Source organism: Duganella radicis (assembly GCF_009720825.1).
GTDB lineage: Bacteria > Pseudomonadota > Gammaproteobacteria > Burkholderiales > Burkholderiaceae_D > Rugamonas > Rugamonas radicis.
In genome coordinates, this window is the sequence record NZ_WNKY01000032.1 from 48,778 (window position 1) to 68,315 (window position 19,538).

At 62.8% G+C, this 19,538-nt stretch carries 16 protein-coding genes; 8 read left to right on the forward strand and 8 right to left on the reverse strand.

Annotated features, from left to right (window positions below; translation table 11 throughout):
- Positions 1–8 precede the first annotated feature (8 nt).
- The 4 genes from ubiE to GM676_RS22555 are packed head-to-tail and all read right to left on the reverse strand — an operon-like array spanning position 9 to position 5,545.
- A complete protein-coding gene (gene ubiE, locus GM676_RS22540) occupies positions 9–743 on the reverse strand; it encodes a bifunctional demethylmenaquinone methyltransferase/2-methoxy-6-polyprenyl-1,4-benzoquinol methylase UbiE (RefSeq protein ID WP_155466212.1) in 735 nt (244 codons plus the stop codon).
- A gap of 46 nt (positions 744–789) precedes the next feature.
- Positions 790–2,046: an alpha/beta hydrolase family protein gene (locus tag GM676_RS22545; protein ID WP_155466213.1), complete on the reverse strand. Its 1,257-nt coding sequence runs from the start codon at positions 2,044–2,046 to the stop codon at positions 790–792.
- A gap of 8 nt (positions 2,047–2,054) precedes the next feature.
- Positions 2,055–3,320: an LLM class flavin-dependent oxidoreductase gene (locus tag GM676_RS22550; RefSeq protein ID WP_155466214.1), complete on the reverse strand. Its 1,266-nt coding sequence runs from the start codon at positions 3,318–3,320 to the stop codon at positions 2,055–2,057.
- A complete protein-coding gene (locus GM676_RS22555) occupies positions 3,320–5,545 on the reverse strand; it encodes a TonB-dependent receptor (RefSeq protein ID WP_155466215.1) in 2,226 nt (741 codons plus the stop codon). Before GM676_RS22555 ends, GM676_RS22550 begins: the two co-directional genes overlap by 1 nt.
- A gap of 201 nt (positions 5,546–5,746) precedes the next feature.
- On the opposite strand from GM676_RS22555, the gene GM676_RS22560 reads away from it, so the two are divergent.
- The 3 genes from GM676_RS22560 to GM676_RS22570 all read left to right on the forward strand — a co-directional run bounded on the left by GM676_RS22560 (position 5,747) and on the right by GM676_RS22570 (position 8,324).
- Positions 5,747–6,799: a LacI family DNA-binding transcriptional regulator gene (locus tag GM676_RS22560; RefSeq protein ID WP_155466216.1), complete on the forward strand. Its 1,053-nt coding sequence runs from the start codon at positions 5,747–5,749 to the stop codon at positions 6,797–6,799.
- A gap of 8 nt (positions 6,800–6,807) precedes the next feature.
- On the forward strand, positions 6,808–7,713 hold the full coding sequence (locus tag GM676_RS22565; protein WP_371866345.1) for a sulfonate ABC transporter substrate-binding protein: 906 nt from the start codon (positions 6,808–6,810) through the stop codon (positions 7,711–7,713).
- Between the two features lie 320 nt (positions 7,714–8,033).
- Positions 8,034–8,324: a hypothetical protein gene (locus tag GM676_RS22570; protein WP_155466218.1), complete on the forward strand. Its 291-nt coding sequence runs from the start codon at positions 8,034–8,036 to the stop codon at positions 8,322–8,324.
- Here the strand turns inward: GM676_RS22570 and GM676_RS22575 are convergent.
- The 4 genes from GM676_RS22575 to GM676_RS22590 all read right to left on the reverse strand — a co-directional run bounded on the left by GM676_RS22575 (position 8,321) and on the right by GM676_RS22590 (position 13,917).
- A complete protein-coding gene (locus GM676_RS22575) occupies positions 8,321–8,761 on the reverse strand; it encodes a gamma-butyrobetaine hydroxylase family protein (RefSeq protein ID WP_155466219.1) in 441 nt (146 codons plus the stop codon). The two genes, GM676_RS22570 and GM676_RS22575, sit on opposite strands and share 4 nt — an antisense overlap.
- Positions 8,758–9,189: an HIT family protein gene (locus tag GM676_RS22580; protein WP_155466220.1), complete on the reverse strand. Its 432-nt coding sequence runs from the start codon at positions 9,187–9,189 to the stop codon at positions 8,758–8,760. Before GM676_RS22580 ends, GM676_RS22575 begins: the two co-directional genes overlap by 4 nt.
- Positions 9,190–9,191: 2 nt before the next feature.
- The gene (locus tag GM676_RS22585) at positions 9,192–13,202 is read right to left on the reverse strand and encodes a DUF3683 domain-containing protein (protein ID WP_155466221.1); all 4,011 of its coding nucleotides are present in this window, start codon (positions 13,200–13,202) and stop codon (positions 9,192–9,194) included.
- Positions 13,203–13,425: 223 nt separating this feature from the next.
- On the reverse strand, positions 13,426–13,917 hold the full coding sequence (locus GM676_RS22590) for a YqaA family protein (RefSeq protein WP_155466223.1): 492 nt from the start codon (positions 13,915–13,917) through the stop codon (positions 13,426–13,428).
- Positions 13,918–14,063: 146 nt separating this feature from the next.
- Between GM676_RS22590 and ilvA the strand changes: the two genes are divergently transcribed.
- From ilvA to rapZ, 5 genes are all read left to right on the forward strand, one after another.
- A complete protein-coding gene (gene ilvA / locus GM676_RS22595; RefSeq protein WP_155466225.1) occupies positions 14,064–15,599 on the forward strand; it encodes a threonine ammonia-lyase, biosynthetic in 1,536 nt (511 codons plus the stop codon).
- A 63-nt stretch (positions 15,600–15,662) separates the two neighbouring features.
- Entirely contained in the window at positions 15,663–16,496 is an 834-nt protein-coding gene (gene queF, locus GM676_RS22600) for an NADPH-dependent 7-cyano-7-deazaguanine reductase QueF (RefSeq protein ID WP_155466227.1), read from the forward strand.
- Positions 16,497–16,813: 317 nt separating this feature from the next.
- A complete protein-coding gene (locus tag GM676_RS22605) occupies positions 16,814–17,296 on the forward strand; it encodes a PTS sugar transporter subunit IIA (protein WP_155466229.1) in 483 nt (160 codons plus the stop codon).
- A gap of 55 nt (positions 17,297–17,351) precedes the next feature.
- Positions 17,352–18,287, forward strand: coding sequence for an HPr(Ser) kinase/phosphatase (hprK, locus tag GM676_RS22610; protein WP_008444515.1), 936 nt, complete (start codon positions 17,352–17,354; stop codon positions 18,285–18,287).
- 147 nt (positions 18,288–18,434) lie between these two features.
- Positions 18,435–19,298: an RNase adapter RapZ gene (rapZ, locus tag GM676_RS22615; RefSeq protein ID WP_155466231.1), complete on the forward strand. Its 864-nt coding sequence runs from the start codon at positions 18,435–18,437 to the stop codon at positions 19,296–19,298.
- Positions 19,299–19,538: the final 240 nt, after the last annotated feature.

Genomic DNA, 19,538 nt, shown 5'->3' on the forward strand with positions numbered 1-19,538 from the left:
TCCAGTCATTACATTTTGATACCGGTGTGCAGGGCGGCCACGCCGGCGGTCAGGTTGTAGTACGTCACCCGTTCCAGGCCCGCCTCTTCCATCATGGTCTTGAGGGTTTCCTGGTCCGGGTGCATGCGGATCGATTCGGCCAGATAGCGGTAGCTGTCGGCGTCGTTGGCGATCTTCTCGCCCATCCATGGCAGGATCTTGAACGAATACAGGTCATATGGCTTTTGCAACGGCGCCGCCACTTTCGAGAACTCCAGCACCAGCAGCTTGCCGCCCGGTTTCAGCACGCGGCGCATTTCTTTCAGCGCTTGATCCTTGTGCGTCATATTGCGCAGGCCGAACGCCACGCTGACGCGGTCGAAGTAGTTATCCGGGAACGGCAGTTTTTCCGCATCACATAGCAAGGTGGGGGTCAGCAGGCCGCGATTCAAGAGGCGGTCGCGCCCCACGCGCAGCATGGATTCGTTGATGTCGGTCAGCCAGACCTCGCCGGTCGGGCCAGCCTGCCTGGCGAACACCTTGGCCAGATCGCCGGTGCCGCCGGCGATGTCCAGGCACTTGAAGCCCGGACGCACGGCCGCGTTAGCGATAGTGAAGGTCTTCCACAAGCGATGCAGGCCGGCCGACATGACGTCGTTCATGATGTCGTACTTGGCGGCGACAGAGTGGAAAACCTTGGCGACTTCGCGGACTTTATCTTCTTCCGCGACAGTCTTGTAACCGAAGTGAGTGGTGTTGGTCATGATATGCAGGCCTGTTAGTTTGCCAGCATTATACAAGACCCACTTTTTATTGCGGCTTAAGGTGCTGCCACTCCAGCCCTAGCATGGCGCGCTTGGGGAAGCCCTTCCAGTTGTCGTCCAGATAAGCCTGCAATGGCGCGGCTTTCAGGTGGATGCCGAGGAAGACGGTCACGTAATGCTGGTTGATGTTGTTGATGCGACGGCTGTCCCACACCGGCTCGGAATACGACTGGAAATCGTCCGGATTGCTCCAGTGCGCCGGCGACGGCGGATTCGGCGCCGGGTTATGGCGGGCGCCGACGTAGGTCAGCAGGTAGCGGTCGGCGTTGACGGCTTGCTGGAACAGTTTAAGCACGCCGTCCTTGTAGCCCGCCACGTCGTCCTGGTCGCCGGTGATGAACAGGATGGGCGTGCGGACGCCGGCCAGGCCAGTCTGGTCCCACACTTTCTGCTCGCCGCCCCACGGGGCGAAGGCTACCACGGCCTTGATGCGTTGGTCGCGTGCGGCTTCGTATTCTGCATTGCCTTGCTGGTTGACAGCCAGTTTGCCGCCGGGGACATAGGCCACGGCGGCGGCGCTGATACCGGCACCCACCGTGTTCAGTGCGCCGTAGCCACCCATCGAATAGCCGATCAAGGCGGTGTTGTCGGCGTCCACCACGCCGGACAGGAAGTGGCCGCTGCCCGGCCTGGCCCATGCGGCCACGGTGTTCAGCACGAACAAATCGTCCAGACGGCGGTTCAGCAGCGTGCTGGGGAAACCCGCCTTGTCGGCACGCGTGGATTCCAGATGGTCGATGGCGACCACCACGTAGCCTTTCGAAGCCAGGTTCTCGGTCAGGTAAGACATTTGCAGCCGCGAGCCAGGGTAGCCGTGCGAGACGATCACCAAGGGATAACGTGCCGACGTGGCGGCGGTCTGCGCGGGCGGCAGCGGAGCCGCATCGCGCGCGGCGCGGCCGCTGAACTGGAACGGTGTGTTGGGCCGCTTGGGATCATTCGGTCCGGAGCCCAGGACATCGGTATAAACAGTATGTTCCTTTTGGCCCGCGGCCAGCCGCGCCGGATACCACACCTCCAGCACCAGCTTGCGCGTGTAGAGCGGATCAGGCTTGTCGGCGCTGGCGTGCAGGATGTCCAGTTGGTCCGCATGCTCCGCCACCAGCGTGCGCACGCCGACCGGCAACGAACCACGCGCCGCCAGCTCCGGCGCATCCGGCCGAGCATCGCCGAAATACTCCTGCGCGCCGACCTGCCCCGCCATCAACGCGACGGCCAACACCAACATCCTGCCTAACTTCATGCCTTCTCCTATAAGCCCAAGTGCCCGCGCAGCGTGCTCCCTTCATACGACGTGCGGAACAAGCCGCGACGCTGCAACTCAGGAATCACCAGCGCGAGAAAATCATCCAAACCGCCAGGCAGCGCCGGGGCCATGAAATTGAAGCCATCCGCCGCGCCCTGCTCAAACCATGCCTGCATCTGATCCGCCACCTGCTCCGCCGTGCCGGCCACCGTGAAGTGCCCGCGTCCACCGGCGATACGCTCATACAACTGGCGGATCGTCAAATTCTCGCCCTGCGCCAGATCGGTCAACAGCTGCTGGCGGCTGCGCTGCCCATCCTGCGTCGGCGGCAGCTCCGGCAGCGGTCCATCCAGTGGGTACGGCGACAAATCGAAGTTACCGATCATGCGACCCAACAGCGCCAGACCAGCCTTCGGCTCGATCAGCGACTGCAACTGCGCGAACTTCCCATCCGCCTCCGCCTGCGTTCGGCCGACCACCGCAAACAATCCCGGCATCACCTTCACCGCATCCGGCGAACGGCCCTTCTCCACCACACGCCGTTTGATATCGCTGTAAAAGGCCTGCGCCTTGGCCAGCGTGGGCTGCGCGGTGAACACCACCTCCGCCGTCCCCGCCGCCAGATCGCGGCCAACCTCCGAACCGCCAGCCTGCACCACCACCGGCCGCCCCTGCGGACTGCGCGCCACATTCAGCGGCCCGGCGACAGCGAAATGCTCGCCGCGATGATTCAGCTTGTGCAGCTTGGCCGGGTCATACGGCAGCGCGCCGGATTTATCCACCTCCAGCGCATCGGGGTCCCAACTATTCCACAGTCCTGTGACAACCTGATGAAATTCCCGCGCCCGCGCATAGCGGTCCGCATGCGCCACATGCTGCTCGCGGCCAAAGTTGGCCGCTTCCGCCGCGTTATCCGACGTGACCAGATTCCACCCCGCCCGCCCCTCCGACAGCAAATCCAGCGACGCAAACTGGCGCGCCACCGTGTACGGCTCGTTGTAGGTGGTGGTGGCGGTACCGATCAAACCGATATGCTGAGTCGACGCGGCCAGCGCCGACAGCAAAGTCAGCGGCTCCAGCGACGGCGCACCAGTCAGCGCCACGCTATCGGCAAAAAACACCGCATCCAGGCAGGCTTTTTCCGCGCTACGCACCTGATCGCGAAACACCTTGAAAGGATTCGACAACAGGTCCGTTTCCGGATGCCGCCACGCCGCAACGTGGTGGCCATAACGCATCATGAATGCGGCAATGCTCAACTGCCTGGACATCAGAACTCCTTGCGTGCGGTGATACCGAAGTAACGCTCATCATCACGCGGCACGGCGCGGGTGACGTAGCCGGTCGAGGCGACCAGATTGGTGGCATACGATTTGTTGGCCAGGTTCTTGCCCACCAGCGCCACGCGCCAGCCGCCCACCGGCGACGACAACGCTATACCCGCGTTGACGACGCCATACGCGCCCTGAATCGCATCAGCGGACTGGAACAAGTCATACTGCGTCTTGGCCTGCCAGCTGTAGTCGGCCGACAGGTCGACGATCAGGCCATTCTCCAGCGGCAGCGCGTAGTTGGCGCGGGTGAAGGACTTCCACTTCGGCGAGAACGGCAGCGGCTTGCCATTCAGGTTGCACGATGCGGCGGCGGCCGGCGGGCAGTTGAAGTTGTCGATGGTGGCGTCGGTATAGGCCAGCGATGCGCTCAGCGTCAGCGCGCGGGTTGGGCGCGCGTTCAGGTCCAGCTCCACGCCCTTGGTCGATACATCGCCAGCGTTGATCAGGCGCGTGACCACGGCGCCGGCCACGGTGTCGTAGAAGTTGGCCTGATAGTTCGCGTACCTGGTGTTGAACACGGCCAGATTGGCGGTCAGCTTGCGATCGAAGGCGCTGGCTTTCAGGCCCAGCTCAAAGGAATCCGAGGTCTCCGGCTTCAACGCCAGCGTGTCGCGATTCAGCATGTTGAAGAACACATTGTAGGCCGGGCCTTTGTAGCCACGCGAATAGGTGGCGTAAGCGTTCACGTCACGCGAGATGTCGTATTGCAGACCGACGCGGCCCGAATAGCCATCTTCATTGGTGGAGCCAGCGTTCTGCACGGCCGGCTGCACGCCGGGGAAGGCCACGGTCTGGGTGGAAACGCGCTTGTGATCGTAGGACAGTTCATCCTTGGTCCAGCGCGCGCCAGCGATGGCGCGCCACACTGGCGAGAAGTTCAGGGTGCTCTCGCCGAACAGCGAGTAGCTGTCGCTCTTCACGCCGTAATCCGCACGGCCCGAGTTGATGGCCGTGCCATTGTTGACGATGCGCTGATAGGTCTCGCGGTCCTTGCCGTGCAGGTAGTAGGCACCAACCACGTATTCCGCAAACTGCTCTTTCGGCGACGCGAGACGCAGCTCTTGCGACACTTGGCTGAAGTCCACCGTGCCGATATCGCGTGTGGCCGGGAAGGCAGCGGTAATGCGCGCCACTTCCGCCGCGTTGCCAATGGCCGAGGTGCTGGTGTACTGGGTGTTGTCCCAGTCGCGCACCGCCGTGATGGAGGTCAGCGTGTAGCCGTCGAAGCGGTAGTCCACTTGCGCCGACAAGCCTTTGTTCTTGTCGCGGATATCGCTCGGAATGTCGGCGTTGACCTGGCGGTTTTCCGGGCCGGCCACCACCGGCGCGATACCGGCATTGAACGCGGCCGACGTCGATTTGTAAGCGGTGAAAGTCGGTGAGGCATTTGAACGCAGATAGTCCGCGATCAGCGCGATATCCAGATTCTTGGCCGGCGTGATATCAACGCGGGCACGCACGCCCTTGCGGTCGTAGCCATTCAGCTTGCCACCGCCGGCGTGGACGTTGTCGACATTGCCGTTAAAGTCCGCATACAAACCGGTGACCGATGCCGCCACCACGCCCGGCTGGATCGCGCCCGACACGCCGGCGCGCACGCGCTTCTCATTGCCCTCGTAGTAGGCCGCATCCACGAAACCGGTCGTTTCCTGCGACGATTTGCGGCCGATCACATTCAGCACCCCGGACGAAGCGTTCTTGCCGAACAGCGTGCCCTGCGGGCCGCGCAGGATTTCAATGTGCTCGATATCCAGCAAATCCAGCGTGGCCTGGCCCGGACGCGCATATACCACGCCATCGATCACGGTCGATACGGTCGGCTCCACGCCCGGCGAGGTGGAGATGGTACCGATACCACGAACGAAGATGGTGGAATCCTTGTTGCCACCCTGCTGGCGGAAGGTCACGCTCGGCACTTCCTGCACGATGGTGTCGATGCTGGTGCGGTTGGCCTGCGTCAGCGCGTCGCCATCCAGCACCGACACCGCCACCGGCACCGATTGCAGCGAGGCGCTGCGGCGCGTGGCGCTGACCGTCACGCTGGGCACGGAGGCGCTGTCTTCGCGGTCCTTGATCGGCGTCGATTCGGCTTCCGCGTATGCCGCGTTCACCAACAGCGCGCCGATGGTCAGCGCGCCGAAAAGTTTGATGTTGTTCTTCATTTCCTGATCCCTTGATTTGAAAGCGCCCGTTGCGCCATATACGGAAAACCTGCTTTCTTCATCGAAGAACCAGCTTAGTGCTCGGCAGGTCGTTCGCTAAAATAAAGTGGTACCGGTACCCTTTTTTTAGTGTCGCGGCGGGCCGGATTGAAGTCAAAGAATTAAAAAAATCATCGATATGTTTTTTCGGAATATGCGTCCATGAACGAAGCAATAGCACCACGTAAGCGTCGCGGTTCGGGCCGCGCCACTATCCACGATGTGGCGCGGCTGGCGGGCGTCGGTTCGATTACCGTATCGCGCTATTTCACCGAGCCGGGGCGCGTGGCGGCCGAACGCAGCGCGCGCATAGCGGCGGCGGTGAAGGCGCTCGGTTACGTACCGAACCTCGCCGCCAGCGGCCTCGCTTCCGCGCATGGCCGCGTGGTGGGCATGGTGATACCGAATATCTCCGGCCCCATCTTCGCCAACACCATCCAGACCTTCAGCGATACGCTGAACCGCCACGGCTACCAGTTGCTGCTGGCCTCCAGCTACTTCTCTGCGGCGAAGGAAGAAAGCGCGGTACGCGCCTTCCTCGGCTGGAAGCCTGCGGCGCTGGCGGTGGTGGGACGCTTCCACAATCGCGCCACGGAGAAACTGCTGTCCACGGCCGGCATACCGGTGGTGGAGACGTGGGACTACCAGCCTAAGCGCAAGCCGATACAAGTCGGCTACTCCAACAACGCGGTGGGCGAGCAGGCAGCGCGCTATTTGTACACCAAGGGTTACCGCCGCATCGCCTTCGTGCAGAACAGCCTTGCAGGCGATTTGAGCGCGATGGACCGCAGCGATGGCTACGAGGCGGTGATGCGCGAGCATGGCCTTGAACCGATCATCTACGCGCCCACCGCCGAGGCGCCGTTCGACGCGGGCAAGCAGGCGATTGAGGCGCTGGCCTTGTCGCCGCCGCGCCGCGCGCGGCCGGTCGAGGCGATCATCTTCGCCAACGACAATCTGGCTGCGGGCGCCTTGCTGGCGGGCCAGCGCGCGGGATTGAAGATACCGCGGCAGTGCGCCATTGTCGGCTTTGGCGACTACGCATTCTCGCCGCTGCTGCTGCCCAGCCTCACCACCATCCGTCCGCCGGGACGCGAGATCGGCGAGATCGCCGCGCTGCGGATACTTGAACAACTGGGCGTTTTGCCCGCATCGGCACAGGATTCGCGTTTGAACCTGCTGGCCTGCGAATTGATAGAGCGCGAGAGCGCATAAGGAAGATGATGAAGAAATGGATTGTTGCGGTGTTGGCCCTGCCCTTGCTGGCGCAGGCGGCGGAAATCAAGATCGGCTATCAGAAAAGTGCTGGTTTGCTCAGCATGATGAAGACGCAGGGTGTGTCGCTGCCAGGCCATCAAATCAAATGGATTGAATTCCCGGCAGGGCCACAGATGCTGGAGGCGCTCAACGCGGGCAGTATCGATTTCGGCAGCACGGGCGCGCCACCGCCGGTGTTTGCGCAAGCGGGCGGCGTGGATTTGCTGTACGTGGGTGCGGAGCCGGCGCCGGTGAATAGCGAAGCCTTGTTTGTGCCGAAGGATTCGCCGATTCGCACGGTGGCGGATTTGAGGGGCAAGCGGGTGGCGTTCCAGAAGGGCTCCGGTTCGCACTTCCTGTTGGCGTCCGCGCTGCAAAAAGCGGGACTGAAGTTCAGTGATATCACGCCGGTTTATCTGTCGCCCTCCGATGCGCGGGCGGCGTTTGTGGGCGGCGGCATTGATGCATGGGTGGTGTGGGACCCGTACTTCGCTTCGGCACAGAAGGCCTATCAGGTGCGCGTGTTGAGCGATTACACCGGACTGCCGCTGGCTAACGGCTTCTATCTCGCCTCGCGCAAATTCGCGGAGCAGTCGCCGCAGCTGGTGTCGGCCTTGCTGGAGCAGGTGAAACTGACCGGAAAATGGGCGACCGAACATCCGAAAGAAGTCAGCACCATCCTGACGCAGCAGACCGGCGTGCCGGCCGACATCGTGGCGACGTGGATGCAGCGCACGCGCTTCGGCGCCACGCCGGTGACGCCGGACATCGTCGCCAACCAGCAGCGCGTGGCCGACCTGTTCTACCAGCAGAAGCTGATCCCCAAAGCCGTCAACATCACCAGCCGCGTGTGGACCTGGCAGCCGAAGTAGCGCACGTTTGACGCATCATAAGCCCTCCCTGACTGAGCCGCCCAACCCCAACCCCATCACCCGCGCCTGCCAGCAACTCACGCAGTTGTGGTGGCACACCCGCTGCGATCCCGCCGCCACGTTCATTTCGGATTTTGTACAACGAGAGATCAAGGATGGTGATCCATTACGTGCAATGCGGCGTATGGCCGCCGTTCAGAATTTGGTCTCGCTGCAAGAGAACGATGAAGTTGAAAGTATGAAGGAACTCTTAATCTGCGGAGGAGGTCTAACCGCAAAGGCTCACTTGGTGACACCTTTTGAACTAATGGAGAATAGCTATGAAACTCTTTGGCGTCGAAATTCCAGCCGATATTGAAATACCGGAGATAGATCCCGCGAGCAAAGCAGAACTCGACGAAATGCGCGCAACGGGCATCCGTGAACGCGAAGAAAGAGAGCGACTTCGAAAGGATCCGCGTTTCGCCTGTTTCGAGGCAACCGTGAAGAGGACTCCGCTTTCTCTGCATGCAGGTAAGCCGTACAAATTCGACGTGGAAAAATTGCGCCTGCTATCGCCGTGGGCGCGGGCGCGAATCTTATATGGATGGCGTGACCACCTGACGGATTAGTGTTTGCAGCCGCTGCCGCAACCGCCGCCGCCATGCTGGTGCGTCGACGGGCCGGTCAGGGAGACGCCGGTCTCGCGGCCGCTGTCGCCTTCAAAGCCGGAAGCGTGCAGGCGGTCCAGATAGGTCGCCCACAAGGCCTCTTGCTGGCTGCCCAGCTTGTACAGGTATTCCCACGTGAAGATGCCGGTGTTGTGGCCATCGCTGAAGGTTGGCTGCACCGCGTAGTTGCCCACCGGCTCGATGCCGGCGATACCCACCTCGCGCTTGCCCACTTGCAGAACTTCCTGCCCCGGACCATGCCCCATCACTTCCGCCGACGGCGAATACACCCGCAACAGTTCAAACGGAATCGAGAACGACGCACCATCGTTGAACTCAATATCCAGCACGCGGGACTTGTTGTGGACCGTCAGGCCGGTAGGGACAGGCTTACTCATAATGCTTTCACTTTCTCGACGATGGCTGCGTGCAGCGCCGGCAGCAGCGCGCGGCGCGCCGCCAGCACTTCCGCCGACGACGCGCGCTGCGCCACAGCCCAGGTCGGGTTGGGGAAATGCGCATCGTCGCGGTAACGCGGGATAACGTGCCAGTGCACGTGCGGCGTCATATTACCAAAACTGGCCAGATTCACCTTCTCCGGCGCCATCACCTCGCGCTGCGCCGATTCCACCGCCCACACCACGTCCATGATGCGCACGCGGTCTTCGGCCGGCAGATCGGTCATTTCCTTGACGTGGGCATTCCACACCACGCGCGTGAAACCCGGATACCCGGCCTCGTCCACAGCGACCACCGACAAATGGTCATCGCCCCAGACTAACGCTGCCCCGGGGGCAGCGAGAAGGTTGCACAGATCGCAGGCCATGCTTACACCAGCACGCGTTCAATACCGCCATCGTTGGCGCGCTTCACATAGTCCGGCATCCAGTTCTCGCCCAGCAGATGCTTGGCGATCTCCACCACGATGTAGTCGGCGGTGGTGCCGGCGTCTTCGCTGTAGCGCGACACGCCGCCCAGGCAGGCCGGGCAGCTGGTCAGGATTTTCACTTCGCCGTCGAAGCCGTCGGCACGCAGTTTGTCCGCGCCCTTGATGACTTCCTCTTCCTTGCGGAAGCGCACCTGCGTCGAAATGTCCGGACGCGCCACCATCAAGGTGCCCGAGTCGCCGCAGCAGCGGTCGTTCTTCTCGATCTTGACGTTGTCGTGGGTCGTGATCAGGCCGTTGACGGTCTTGGTCGCTTCCTGCAACTTCATCGGCGTGTGGCAAGGCTCGTGGTACATATAACGGGTACCGGTCACGCCTTCCAGCTTCACGCCCTTCTCCAGCAGATACTCGTGAATATCCATGATGCGGCAACCCGGGAAGATCTTCTCGAACTCATAGGTCGCCAGCTGGTCGTAGCAAGTGCCGCACGACACCAGCACGGTCTTGATGTCCAGATAGTTGAGCGTGTTGGCCATGCGGTGGAACAGCACGCGGTTATCGGTCATCATCTTGTCGGCCTTGTCGTACTGGCCCGAGCCGCGCTGCGGATAACCGCAGCACAGATAGCCCGGCGGCAGCACGGTCTGCACGCCCACTTCCCACAGCATGGCTTGCGTCGCCAGGCCAACCTGCGAGAACAGACGCTCCGAACCACAGCCCGGGAAGTAGAACACCGCTTCCGTATCGGCATTGGTGGTCTTCGGATTGCGGATGATCGGGATGACCTTGTCGTCCTCGATATCCAGCAGCGCGCGCGCGGTTTTCTTCGGCAGATTGCCCGGCATCTTCTTGTTGATGAAGTGGATCACCTGCTCGCGCACCGGCGGCTTGCCCACGGTTGGCGGCGGCGCCTTGGTCTGCTTCCTGGCGAATTTCTTTAGGATGTCATTACCCAGGCGCTGGGCCTTGTAGCCGAGACCGACCATCGCCGCGCGGGTGGCGTTGATGGTGGCGGGATCGGTGGCGTTCAGGTAGAACATGGCCGCCGCCTTGCCCGGATTGAAGGTCTTCTTATCCATCTTGCGCAGCAGGTTGCGCATGTTCATCGACACGTCGCCGAAGTCGATGTTGACCGGGCATGGCGTCACGCATTTATGGCAGACCGTGCAGTGGTCAGCCACGTCTTCAAATTCTTCCCAATGCTTGATCGAGATGCCGCGGCGGGTCTGCTCTTCGTACAGGAAGGCCTCGATCAGCGACGACGTCGCCAGGATCTTGTCGCGCGGCGAGTACAGCAGGTTGGCACGCGGCACGTGGGTCGAGCACACCGGCTTGCACTTGCCGCAGCGCAGGCAATCCTTGACGCTGTTGGCGATCGCGCCGATATCGCTCTGCTGCATGATCAGCGACTCGTGGCCCATCAGGCCGAACGACGGCGTGTAGGCGTTGCGCAGGTCGGCTTCCATGCCCGGCGTGTTGAGCAGCTTGCCCTTGTTGAAGCGGCCTTCCGGATCGACGCGCTGCTTGTACGCGCGGAACGGGCCGATCTCGTCCTCTTGCAGGAACTCCAGCTTGGTGATGCCGATGCCGTGCTCACCCGAGATCACGCCGTTCAGCGACCGGGCCAGCGTCATGATGCGCGCCACGGCCTGGTGCGCCAGTTGCAGCATCTCGTAGTGGTCCGAGTTGACCGGCAGGTTGGTGTGGACGTTGCCGTCGCCGGCGTGCATGTGCAGCGCCACGAACACGCGGCCGCGCAACACGCGCTTGTGGATGGCGGTGCACTCGTCGAGGATCAGCTTGTAGGCGGCGCCGTTGAAAATCTGGCGCAGCTGGGCGCGGATTTCCTGCTTCCACGTGACGCGGATGGTGCGGTCCTGGACCACGTCGAACAGGGTGGCGTCCGGCTGGGTCTTCAGGCGTTCTTCGAACACCGGCAGCAGACGGTCGAGACCGTGCGCGGCCAGTTCGCCGGTGATGCCGGCCAGTGGCTTGTCCAGCTCGGCCAGCAGATAGGTCCAGCGCGCGTGCACCTGCGACAGCAGGGCTTGCGCTTGCTGCTGGCGGTCGCCCAGCATCTCGGCGTCGCCCACACTGTCGTCGGCGTCGTCGCTCTTGCCGATCGGCAGATTGCCGGCGGCGAAGAAGTCCTGCAACTCGTCCACCAGTTGCAGCTTGTTCTTGATCGACAGTTCGATGTTGATGCGCTCGATGCCGTCGGTGTACTCGCCCATGCGGTTCAGCGGGATCACCACGTCTTCGTTGATCTTGAAGGCGTTGGTGTGCTTGGCGATGGCGGCGGTACGGGCGCGGTCCAGCCAGAATTTCTTGCGGGTTTCCGGGCTGACGGCGATGAAGCCCTCGCCGACGCGGGTATTGGCCAGACGCACCACTTCCGAAGCGGCTTGCGCGACGGCGTTTTCATCGTCGCCGACGATGTCGCCGAACAGCGCCATCTTCGGCAGCACGCCGCGTTTCGATTTGGTGGCGTAGCCAACCGCGCGCAGGTAGCGCTCATCCAGGTGCTCCAGGCCGGCCAGGCGCAGGGTCGAGAATTCGGCGCCCTTGGCAGGCAGGCCGTCGAGGTAGTCCTTGATTTCCACGATCGACGGAATCGCGTCACGCGCCTGGCCGAAGAACTCCAGGCAGACGGTGCGGGTGAACTTCGGCATCTTGTGCAGAATCCAGCGCGCCGAAGTGATCAGGCCGTCGGTGCCCTCCTTCTGGATGCCCGGCAGGCCGGCCAGGAATTTGTCGGTCACGTCCTTGCCCAGGCCTTCCTTGCGGAACACGCGGCCGGCGATTTCCAGGATCTCGGTCCGGAACGGCGCGCCCTTGGCTTCGCCCTTGGCAGTCGGATGGGTCCACTCCAGCTTGAAGCGGGCCAGCGGGGTGTCGTGGATCTTGGACAGGTTGTGGTCCAGACGGGTGACTTCCAGCCAGTCGCCCTGCGGATCGACCATGCGCCACGAGGCCAGGTTGTCCAGCGCGGTGCCCCACAGCACGGCCTTCTTGCCGCCGGCGTTCATGGCGATATTGCCGCCGATGCAGGAGGCGTGGGCCGAGGTCGGGTCGACCGCGAACACGAAGCCGGCCTTCTCGGCGGCCTCGGACACTTTGTTCGTGATGACGCCGGCGCCGGTGTAGATGGTGGCGTATTCCTTGTCCAGACCCGGCAGCACCTTCATCTCGACCGCGCCCATGTTGAGCAGTTTCTCGGTGTTGATGACGGCCGACATCGGCGTCAGCGGAATCGCGCCGCCGGTGTAGCCGGTGCCGCCGCCGCGCGGGATGATGGTCAGGCCCAGTTCGATACAGCCTTTGACCAGGCCGGCCATTTCCTCTTCGCTGTCCGGAGTCAGCACCACGAACGGATACTCGACGCGCCAGTCGGTGGCGTCGGTCACGTGGGTGATGCGCTTCATGCCGTCGAAGCAGATGTTGTGCTTGTCGGTGTAGCGGCCCAGTACCTTGTAGGTGCGCTTGCGCAGATCGTAGACCTGCTTGAATTCTTCGCCGAAATCGGCCACCGCCTTGCCGGCCGCTTGCAGCAGCCTGGCCACGTTGGCGCTGCGCTGGCGGGCCGCCTCATCCTTCTCGGCTTCGTCGACGTTGAGGCGGCGCTTGTCCACCTCGGCCAGGCGGTGATGCAGGGCGTTGATCAGTTCCTGGCGGCGCCTGGGGTTATCCAGCAGGTCGTCCTGCAAATACGGATTGCGGCGCACCGCCCAGATATCGCCCAGCACCTCGTACAGCATGCGCGCCGAACGGCCGGTCTGACGGGCGCCGCGCAGGGCATCCAGCAATGACCACGATTCCTCGCCCAGCAGCCGGATGACGATCTCGCGATCGGAAAACGACGTGTAGTTGTAAGGAATTTCCCGCAGGCGCGTGGCCTCCGGACCGTGGGGCGTTTCCGCCAGTAAAGCTTGGATTTGTGCTGGGGCGTTCATTATGCGATTGGACTGTAGACAGGACCCGGGAGGGTCATTCTAGCCTATTGCGGCGCACCACGCGGGAACAGCCTTAGACCGCCGAGGGACTCTATTCAAGCCCGAAACCCACCAAAAATTCGAAATTTACGGGCTTCTTGAGCAAGAATATGCCAATCACCGCGCGCAAACTGAATGAAATTTATGCATAAGCTTATGCGGCAATATGATAACTTGCACCAAATTAGCCCATCAGTTGCCCGATCCGGTGCCACACGCCGTCCGGCACGTACAACAGCAGCGAGGTCATGGTGAGGTAGCGCAGGAACTTGCCCACCGCCATATAGGCCACGCTGGGCCAGAACGGCAGCTTGAGCCAGCCGCCCAGCGTGCACAGCGGATCGCCGATGCCGGGCAGCCAGGCCAGCAGCATGGTCTTGGCGCCATAGCGCTCCAGCCAGTGGAACCAGCGGCTTTTACGTTCCTTTGCAAAACTTTGCTTGGCTTGCCAGCCCATGTAGTAATCGATGGCGCCGCCCAGCGTATTGCCGACGGTGGCCACGAAGATCGTGCTCCAGAACAGCGCCGGATTGGCCTTGATGACGGCAAACACCGCCGGCTCCGAGCCCAGCGGCACCAGCGTGGCCGACACCAGGCTGATGATGAACACCGACGTCAGACCCACCTCGGGCGCGGCGATCAGGTGCAGCAGCCAGGTAATTGCGGATTCGATCATCGGTTATTGGGCGGATGGGGAAAGCAGCCATTATAATGAGTCAGTCCGATCCGGCACACCCGCCTGATCTGTGTCTCCCTGCTCCACCCGGTCACCAGCCGGCTAGTTAGCATTGCAACTCGCCCGAATCACTTTGTTTGCAGACCATGACTACCGACTATCTGAAGAAAGTACTGACCGCCCGCGTCTACGACGTGGCTGATGAAACCCCGCTGGAACTGGCGCCGACCCTGTCGCAGCGCTACGAGAACCGGATTTACTTCAAGCGCGAGGACATGCAGAGCGTGTTCAGCTTCAAGATTCGGGGCGCCTACAACAAGATGGCCCACTTGAGCGACGCGCAACGCAAGCGCGGCGTGATTTGCGCCTCGGCCGGCAACCACGCCCAGGGCGTGGCCCTGTCCGCCGCCCGCATGGGCTGCCGCGCGGTGATCGTGATGCCGACCACCACCCCGCAGGTGAAGGTCGACGCGGTCAAGGCGCGCGGCGGCGCCGACGTCGAAGTGGTGCTGCACGGCGAGTCCTACACCGATGCCTACAACCATGCGCTGACGCTGGAAAAAGAACAAAAGCTGACCTTCGTCCACCCGTTCGACGATCCGGACGTGATCGCCGGCCAGGGCACCATCGGCATGGAAATCCTGCGCCAGCATTCCGGCCCGATCCACGCCATCTTCGTGCCGATCGGCGGCGGCGGCCTGATCGCCGGCATTGCCGCCTACGTCAAGCAGATCCGTCCGGACATCAAGATCATCGGCGTGCAGTCGCTGGATTCGGACGCCATGGCGCGCAGCCTGAAGGCGGGCGAGCGCGTCACCCTGTCCGACGTCGGCCTGTTCGCCGACGGCACCGCCGTGCGCCTGGCCGGCGAGGAAACCTTCCGCCTGGCGCAGCTGTACGTGGACGATGTGATCCTGGTCGATACCGACGCCGTCAGCGCCGCCATCAAGGATGTGTTCACCGACACCCGCTCGATTCTGGAGCCATCGGGCGCGCTGTCGATCGCCGGCGCCAAGGCCTACGTCGAGCGCGCCGCGCTGACCAAGGACCCGATCCGGAATGAAACCCTGATCACCATCGCCTCCGGCGCCAATATGAATTTCGACCGCCTGCGCTTCGTGGCCGAGCGCGCCGAGCTGGGCGAGGCGCGCGAGGCGCTGTTTGCCGTCACCCTGCCCGAGCAGCGCGGCAGCTTCAAGCGCCTGTGCAAGCTGGTCGGCGCGCGCAACGTCACCGAGTTCACCTACCGCATCAGCGACAAGGACGACGCCCACGTGTTCTGCGGCGTGCAGATCGCCGACCGCGGCGAATCGGGGGCGCTGACCCGCCGCTTCGAGGAGCACGGCTTCAAGGCGCTGGACCTGACCCACGACGAGCTGGCCAAGACCCACTTGCGCCATCTGGTGGGCGGCAAGAGCGCGCTGGCGGACAACGAGCTGCTGTACCGCTTCGAGTTCCCCGAGCGGCCGGGCGCGCTGATGCGCTTCCTCGATTCGATGGCGCCGAACTGGAATATCTCGCTGTGCCACTACCGCAGCCAGGGCGGCGACGTCGGCCGCATCGTGATCGGCCTGCAAGTGCCGCCGGAGGAGATGAGCGACTTCGCGCAATTCCTCGCCACGCTGGGCTACCGCTACTGGGATGAAAGCCTGAATCCCGTCTATAAACTGTTCCTGGGCTAGGCCCGGCAGGACGGCGGGGTTTGCGTTACCATGCCGTCCTTCCCTTGAAACACCGATACCGCCATGACCAACACCGCCGACCAGTCCCCGCTCGGGAAAACCTCCGCCTACCGCACCGATTACGCGCCGGAACTGCTGTTCCCGATCCCGCGCCAGGGCAAGCGCGACGAGCTGGGCCTGTCGGGCACGCTGCCGTTCTTTGGCGTCGACATCTGGAACGCCTACGAAATTTCCTGGCTCAACCAGCGCGGCAAGCCGCAGGTGGCGATCGCCCGCATCACCTTCCCGGCCGATACGCCCAACATCATTGAATCGAAGTCGTTCAAGCTGTACCTGAACTCCTTCAACCAGACCAGGCTGGACAGCGTGTCCGCGCTCAAGCAGCTGCTGCAACAGGATCTGTCGGCGGCCGCCGGCGGCGGCGTGCACGTCACCCTGACCCAGCCGGAAGAATTCGGCATGGTGGAAATGGGCGAGCTGGACGGCCTGCTGCTGGACCGCCTCGACATCGAGGTCGACCACTACAGCCCCTCGCCCGAGATCCTCAAGGCCGCCCACGACGAAGAGCCGGTGGAGGAACGGCTGGTCTCGCACCTGCTGAAATCGAACTGCCTGGTCACCGGCCAGCCGGACTGGGCCAGCGTGCAAATCCACTACAGCGGCCCGCAGATCGACCAGGAAAGCCTGCTCAAGTACCTGATCGGCTTCCGCGAGCACAATGAATTCCACGAGCAATGCGTGGAGCGCATCTTTGTCGACATCCTGCGCCAATGCCAGCCGCAGCAGCTGGCGGTGTACGCGCGCTACACCCGCCGCGGCGGGCTGGACATCAATCCGTGGCGCAGCAACTTCAGCACGGCACAGAAACCGCCCAACCTGCGTGGCGCACGTCAATAAACGTAATGATTTTTTCAATCAAACATCAAAAAACCGGCGTATGATGTGTGATCAGCGTGATGTTCACGCCATACGGCCGTCCCGGCCGGAAAACGCGTAAAAAAACGGAAAAACGGCCCGGTTTCCAAGCAAATACCGGTGTTTTCGACGAATACGGTGCGGAAATAGCGATTCATTTCCCAAGTGCATTTTTAACGGCGCACCGACCAACGCCAATACAACGGTGGCAGAGCGATTTCATGTTACACGGCAGAGAAACAAGCCTATAATTCTGCTCGCATGTCACCCTTGTGCGTTGCAACATTTGACGTCGTATTATGAACAACCTTAGCAAAATACTCTCTCTGGAAAACGTGCAGCTGGATCTGGAAGTCTCCAGTAAAAAGCGCGCTTTCGAGCAAGCCGGCCTGATCTTCGAAAACAATTGCGGCATCGCCCGCTCCACCGTCTCGGACAATCTGTTCGCGCGCGAGCGCCTCGGTTCGACCGGCCTGGGCCATGGTGTCGCCGTGCCGCACGGCCGCATCAAGGGCATGAAGAGCCTGAAGTCGCCGCTGGCGGCGTTTGTGCGCCTGGCCGAGCCGATTCCGTTCGAGTCGCCGGACGGCAAGCCGGTCAACCTGCTGTTCTTCCTGCTGATCCCGGATCACGTGACCCAGCAGCATCTGGAAATCCTGTCCGAGATCGCCGAGATGTTCTCCGACGACGCCTTCCGCACCGCGCTGAGCACGGAAACCGATCCGCAAGCCGTGCACGCGCGCATCATCAACTGGCAACCGAGTCTGCAAGCTGCTGGCTGAGCGGCAACGATGGGGTTAAACTAGGGTTAGTTCAACTAACCTGGTGACATGCCCCATGCTGCAAACTCCGCTGACGATACAAAGGCTTTACGACGACAATCGCGAAAGTTTGCAGCTAGGCTGGTTCGCCGGCTTCCCCGGCGGCGAGCGCCTGATTTCCGGCGACGTCGCCTCGGCCGCCGACCAGGTCGGCCACTTGAACACCATCCACCCGGGCCGCATCCAGGTCTTCGGCCATCAGGAAATCAACTACTACCAGCGTCTGAAGTCGCTGACGCGCGCGCACGTGATCGGCGAACTGATCGCGGGCGGCCCGCCGGCGCTGATCATCGCCCAGGGGCTGGAAACGCCGCCCGACATTCTCGCCATCTGCGACGAGAAAAACATTCCGCTGTTCTCCACGCCGCTGCCGGCCGCGCAGGTGATCGACTTCCTGCGCGTGTACCTGTCGAAGAAGCTGGCGCAGCGCATCATCATGCACGGCGTGTTCATGGACGTGCTGGGCGTGGGCGTGCTGATCACCGGCGACTCGGGCCTCGGCAAGAGCGAGCTGGGGCTGGAACTGATTTCGCGTTCGCACGGGCTGGTGGCGGACGACGCGGTGGAGTTTTCGCGCATCGCGCCCAACATGATCGAGGGCCGCTGCCCGGCCCTGCTGCAAAACCTGCTGGAAGTGCGCGGGCTGGGCCTGCTGGACATCAAGGCCATCTTCGGCGAGACGGCGGTGCGCCGCAAGATGCGCCTGAAGCTGATCGTGCACCTGGTGCGCCGCGGCGCGGCCGACGAGGAAGTCGAGCGCCTGCCGTTCCAGTTCCCCACCGAAGACGTGCTGGGCCTGCCGATCCGCAAGGTGGTGATCCCGGTGGCAGCCGGCCGCAACATCGCGGTGCTGCTGGAAGCGGCCGTGCGCAACACCATCCTGCAACTGCGCGGCATCGACACCCTGCAAGAGTTCATGGAGCGGCAACGACAGGCCATGAGCGGGGACTAGCCCCGCCCATGCCCTTAATGTTGCCAAGGAACCGCGCCTTGCAAGGCGCGGCCGTTCCGCAGGCGCGCAGCTGCGCTGCACGAATTCCCTGCTCCACCAAAGACAAGCCATGAGCGGGGACTGAGCAGTCGATGGTATCATCGCGTTATGCGCATCGTACTTATCACTGGCATCTCCGGTTCCGGCAAATCCGTCGCACTCAACGTCCTTGAAGATGCAGGACATTACTGCGTCGACAATCTGCCGCCCGCCCTGCTCTCCAGCCTGGTCAAGACCCTGACGGACGAAGGCACGCAAGCGCTGGCGGTGGCGGTCGACGCCCGCAGCGCCGAATCGCTGGCCACTCTGCCTACCGACGTGCTGCGCCTGCGCGCCGAAGGCCACGAGGTCAAGGTGATGTTCCTGACCGCCAATACCCACTCGCTGGTGGCGCGCTTTTCGGAAACGCGCCGCAGTCATCCGCTGTCGCACGAACTGCGCCCCGGCCAGAACCCGGCCGCGCGCCGCACCCTGATCGAATGCATCCTGGAGGAGCGCGAGCGGCTGTCGGCGATTGAAAAGCTGGGCCACGTGATCGACACCTCCGAGCTGAGCGCCAACAAGCTGCGCGCCTGGGTCAAGGAGCTGCTGCTGACCGATCATGCGCCGCTGACCTTGTTCTTTGAATCGTTCGCCTTCAAGCTGGGCGTGCCGATGGACGCCGACTTCGTGTTCGACGTGCGCGCGCTGCCCAATCCCTACTACGATCTGACGCTGCGCCCGCTGACCGGGCGCGACGCGCCGGTGATCGACTTCCTCGACGCCCAGCCCAGCGCGGGCGAGCTGCTGATCGACATCCGCAACTTCGTCGAGAAATGGCTGCCGTCCTTCAAGAGCGACAACCGCAGCTACCTGACGGTGGCGCTGGGCTGCACCGGCGGCCAGCACCGCTCGGTCTACATGGCCGAAAAGCTGGCCGCCTACTTCAGCGACAAGGAACGCGTGGTCCTGCGCCACCGCGAGCAATCCTAAGCCGCCTAAGGATTCCCCTACAGATGCAACTTATTTTCCCTACAGGAAAATAAGTTATATCTTATAGGCAACGTCCTACCTGTTCCGCCATGATCGTCTCCCGCTTTTCTTTTTTGAGACGACCACCATGGCCCCAGATTTCGACGCCCCCAACCGGGCTTGGCTGCGCCGCGCGCCGCGCCTGCTGGCGCTGCTGGCGCTGCCGCTGGCCGGCGTGGCCGTGCTGCCGGCCGGCCTGCC

Coding starts and splice junctions, on each gene's coding strand:
- GM676_RS22580 (WP_155466220.1), bottom strand. CDS start 9,189: ATGGCCTGCGATCTGTGCAACCTTCTCGCTGCCCCCGGGGCAGCGTTA.
- GM676_RS22555 (WP_155466215.1), bottom strand. CDS start 5,545: ATGAAGAACAACATCAAACTTTTCGGCGCGCTGACCATCGGCGCGCTG.
- GM676_RS22575 (WP_155466219.1), bottom strand. CDS start 8,761: ATGAGTAAGCCTGTCCCTACCGGCCTGACGGTCCACAACAAGTCCCGC.
- ilvA (WP_155466225.1), top strand. CDS start 14,064: ATGACTACCGACTATCTGAAGAAAGTACTGACCGCCCGCGTCTACGAC.
- ubiE (WP_155466212.1), bottom strand. CDS start 743: ATGACCAACACCACTCACTTCGGTTACAAGACTGTCGCGGAAGAAGAT.
- GM676_RS22545 (WP_155466213.1), bottom strand. CDS start 2,046: ATGAAGTTAGGCAGGATGTTGGTGTTGGCCGTCGCGTTGATGGCGGGG.
- GM676_RS22560 (WP_155466216.1), top strand. CDS start 5,747: ATGAACGAAGCAATAGCACCACGTAAGCGTCGCGGTTCGGGCCGCGCC.
- GM676_RS22585 (WP_155466221.1), bottom strand. CDS start 13,202: ATGAACGCCCCAGCACAAATCCAAGCTTTACTGGCGGAAACGCCCCAC.
- GM676_RS22565 (WP_371866345.1), top strand. CDS start 6,808: ATGAAGAAATGGATTGTTGCGGTGTTGGCCCTGCCCTTGCTGGCGCAG.
- GM676_RS22605 (WP_155466229.1), top strand. CDS start 16,814: ATGAACAACCTTAGCAAAATACTCTCTCTGGAAAACGTGCAGCTGGAT.
- GM676_RS22570 (WP_155466218.1), top strand. CDS start 8,034: ATGAAACTCTTTGGCGTCGAAATTCCAGCCGATATTGAAATACCGGAG.
- GM676_RS22550 (WP_155466214.1), bottom strand. CDS start 3,320: ATGTCCAGGCAGTTGAGCATTGCCGCATTCATGATGCGTTATGGCCAC.
- queF (WP_155466227.1), top strand. CDS start 15,663: ATGACCAACACCGCCGACCAGTCCCCGCTCGGGAAAACCTCCGCCTAC.
- hprK (WP_008444515.1), top strand. CDS start 17,352: ATGCTGCAAACTCCGCTGACGATACAAAGGCTTTACGACGACAATCGC.
- GM676_RS22590 (WP_155466223.1), bottom strand. CDS start 13,917: ATGATCGAATCCGCAATTACCTGGCTGCTGCACCTGATCGCCGCGCCC.
- rapZ (WP_155466231.1), top strand. CDS start 18,435: ATGCGCATCGTACTTATCACTGGCATCTCCGGTTCCGGCAAATCCGTC.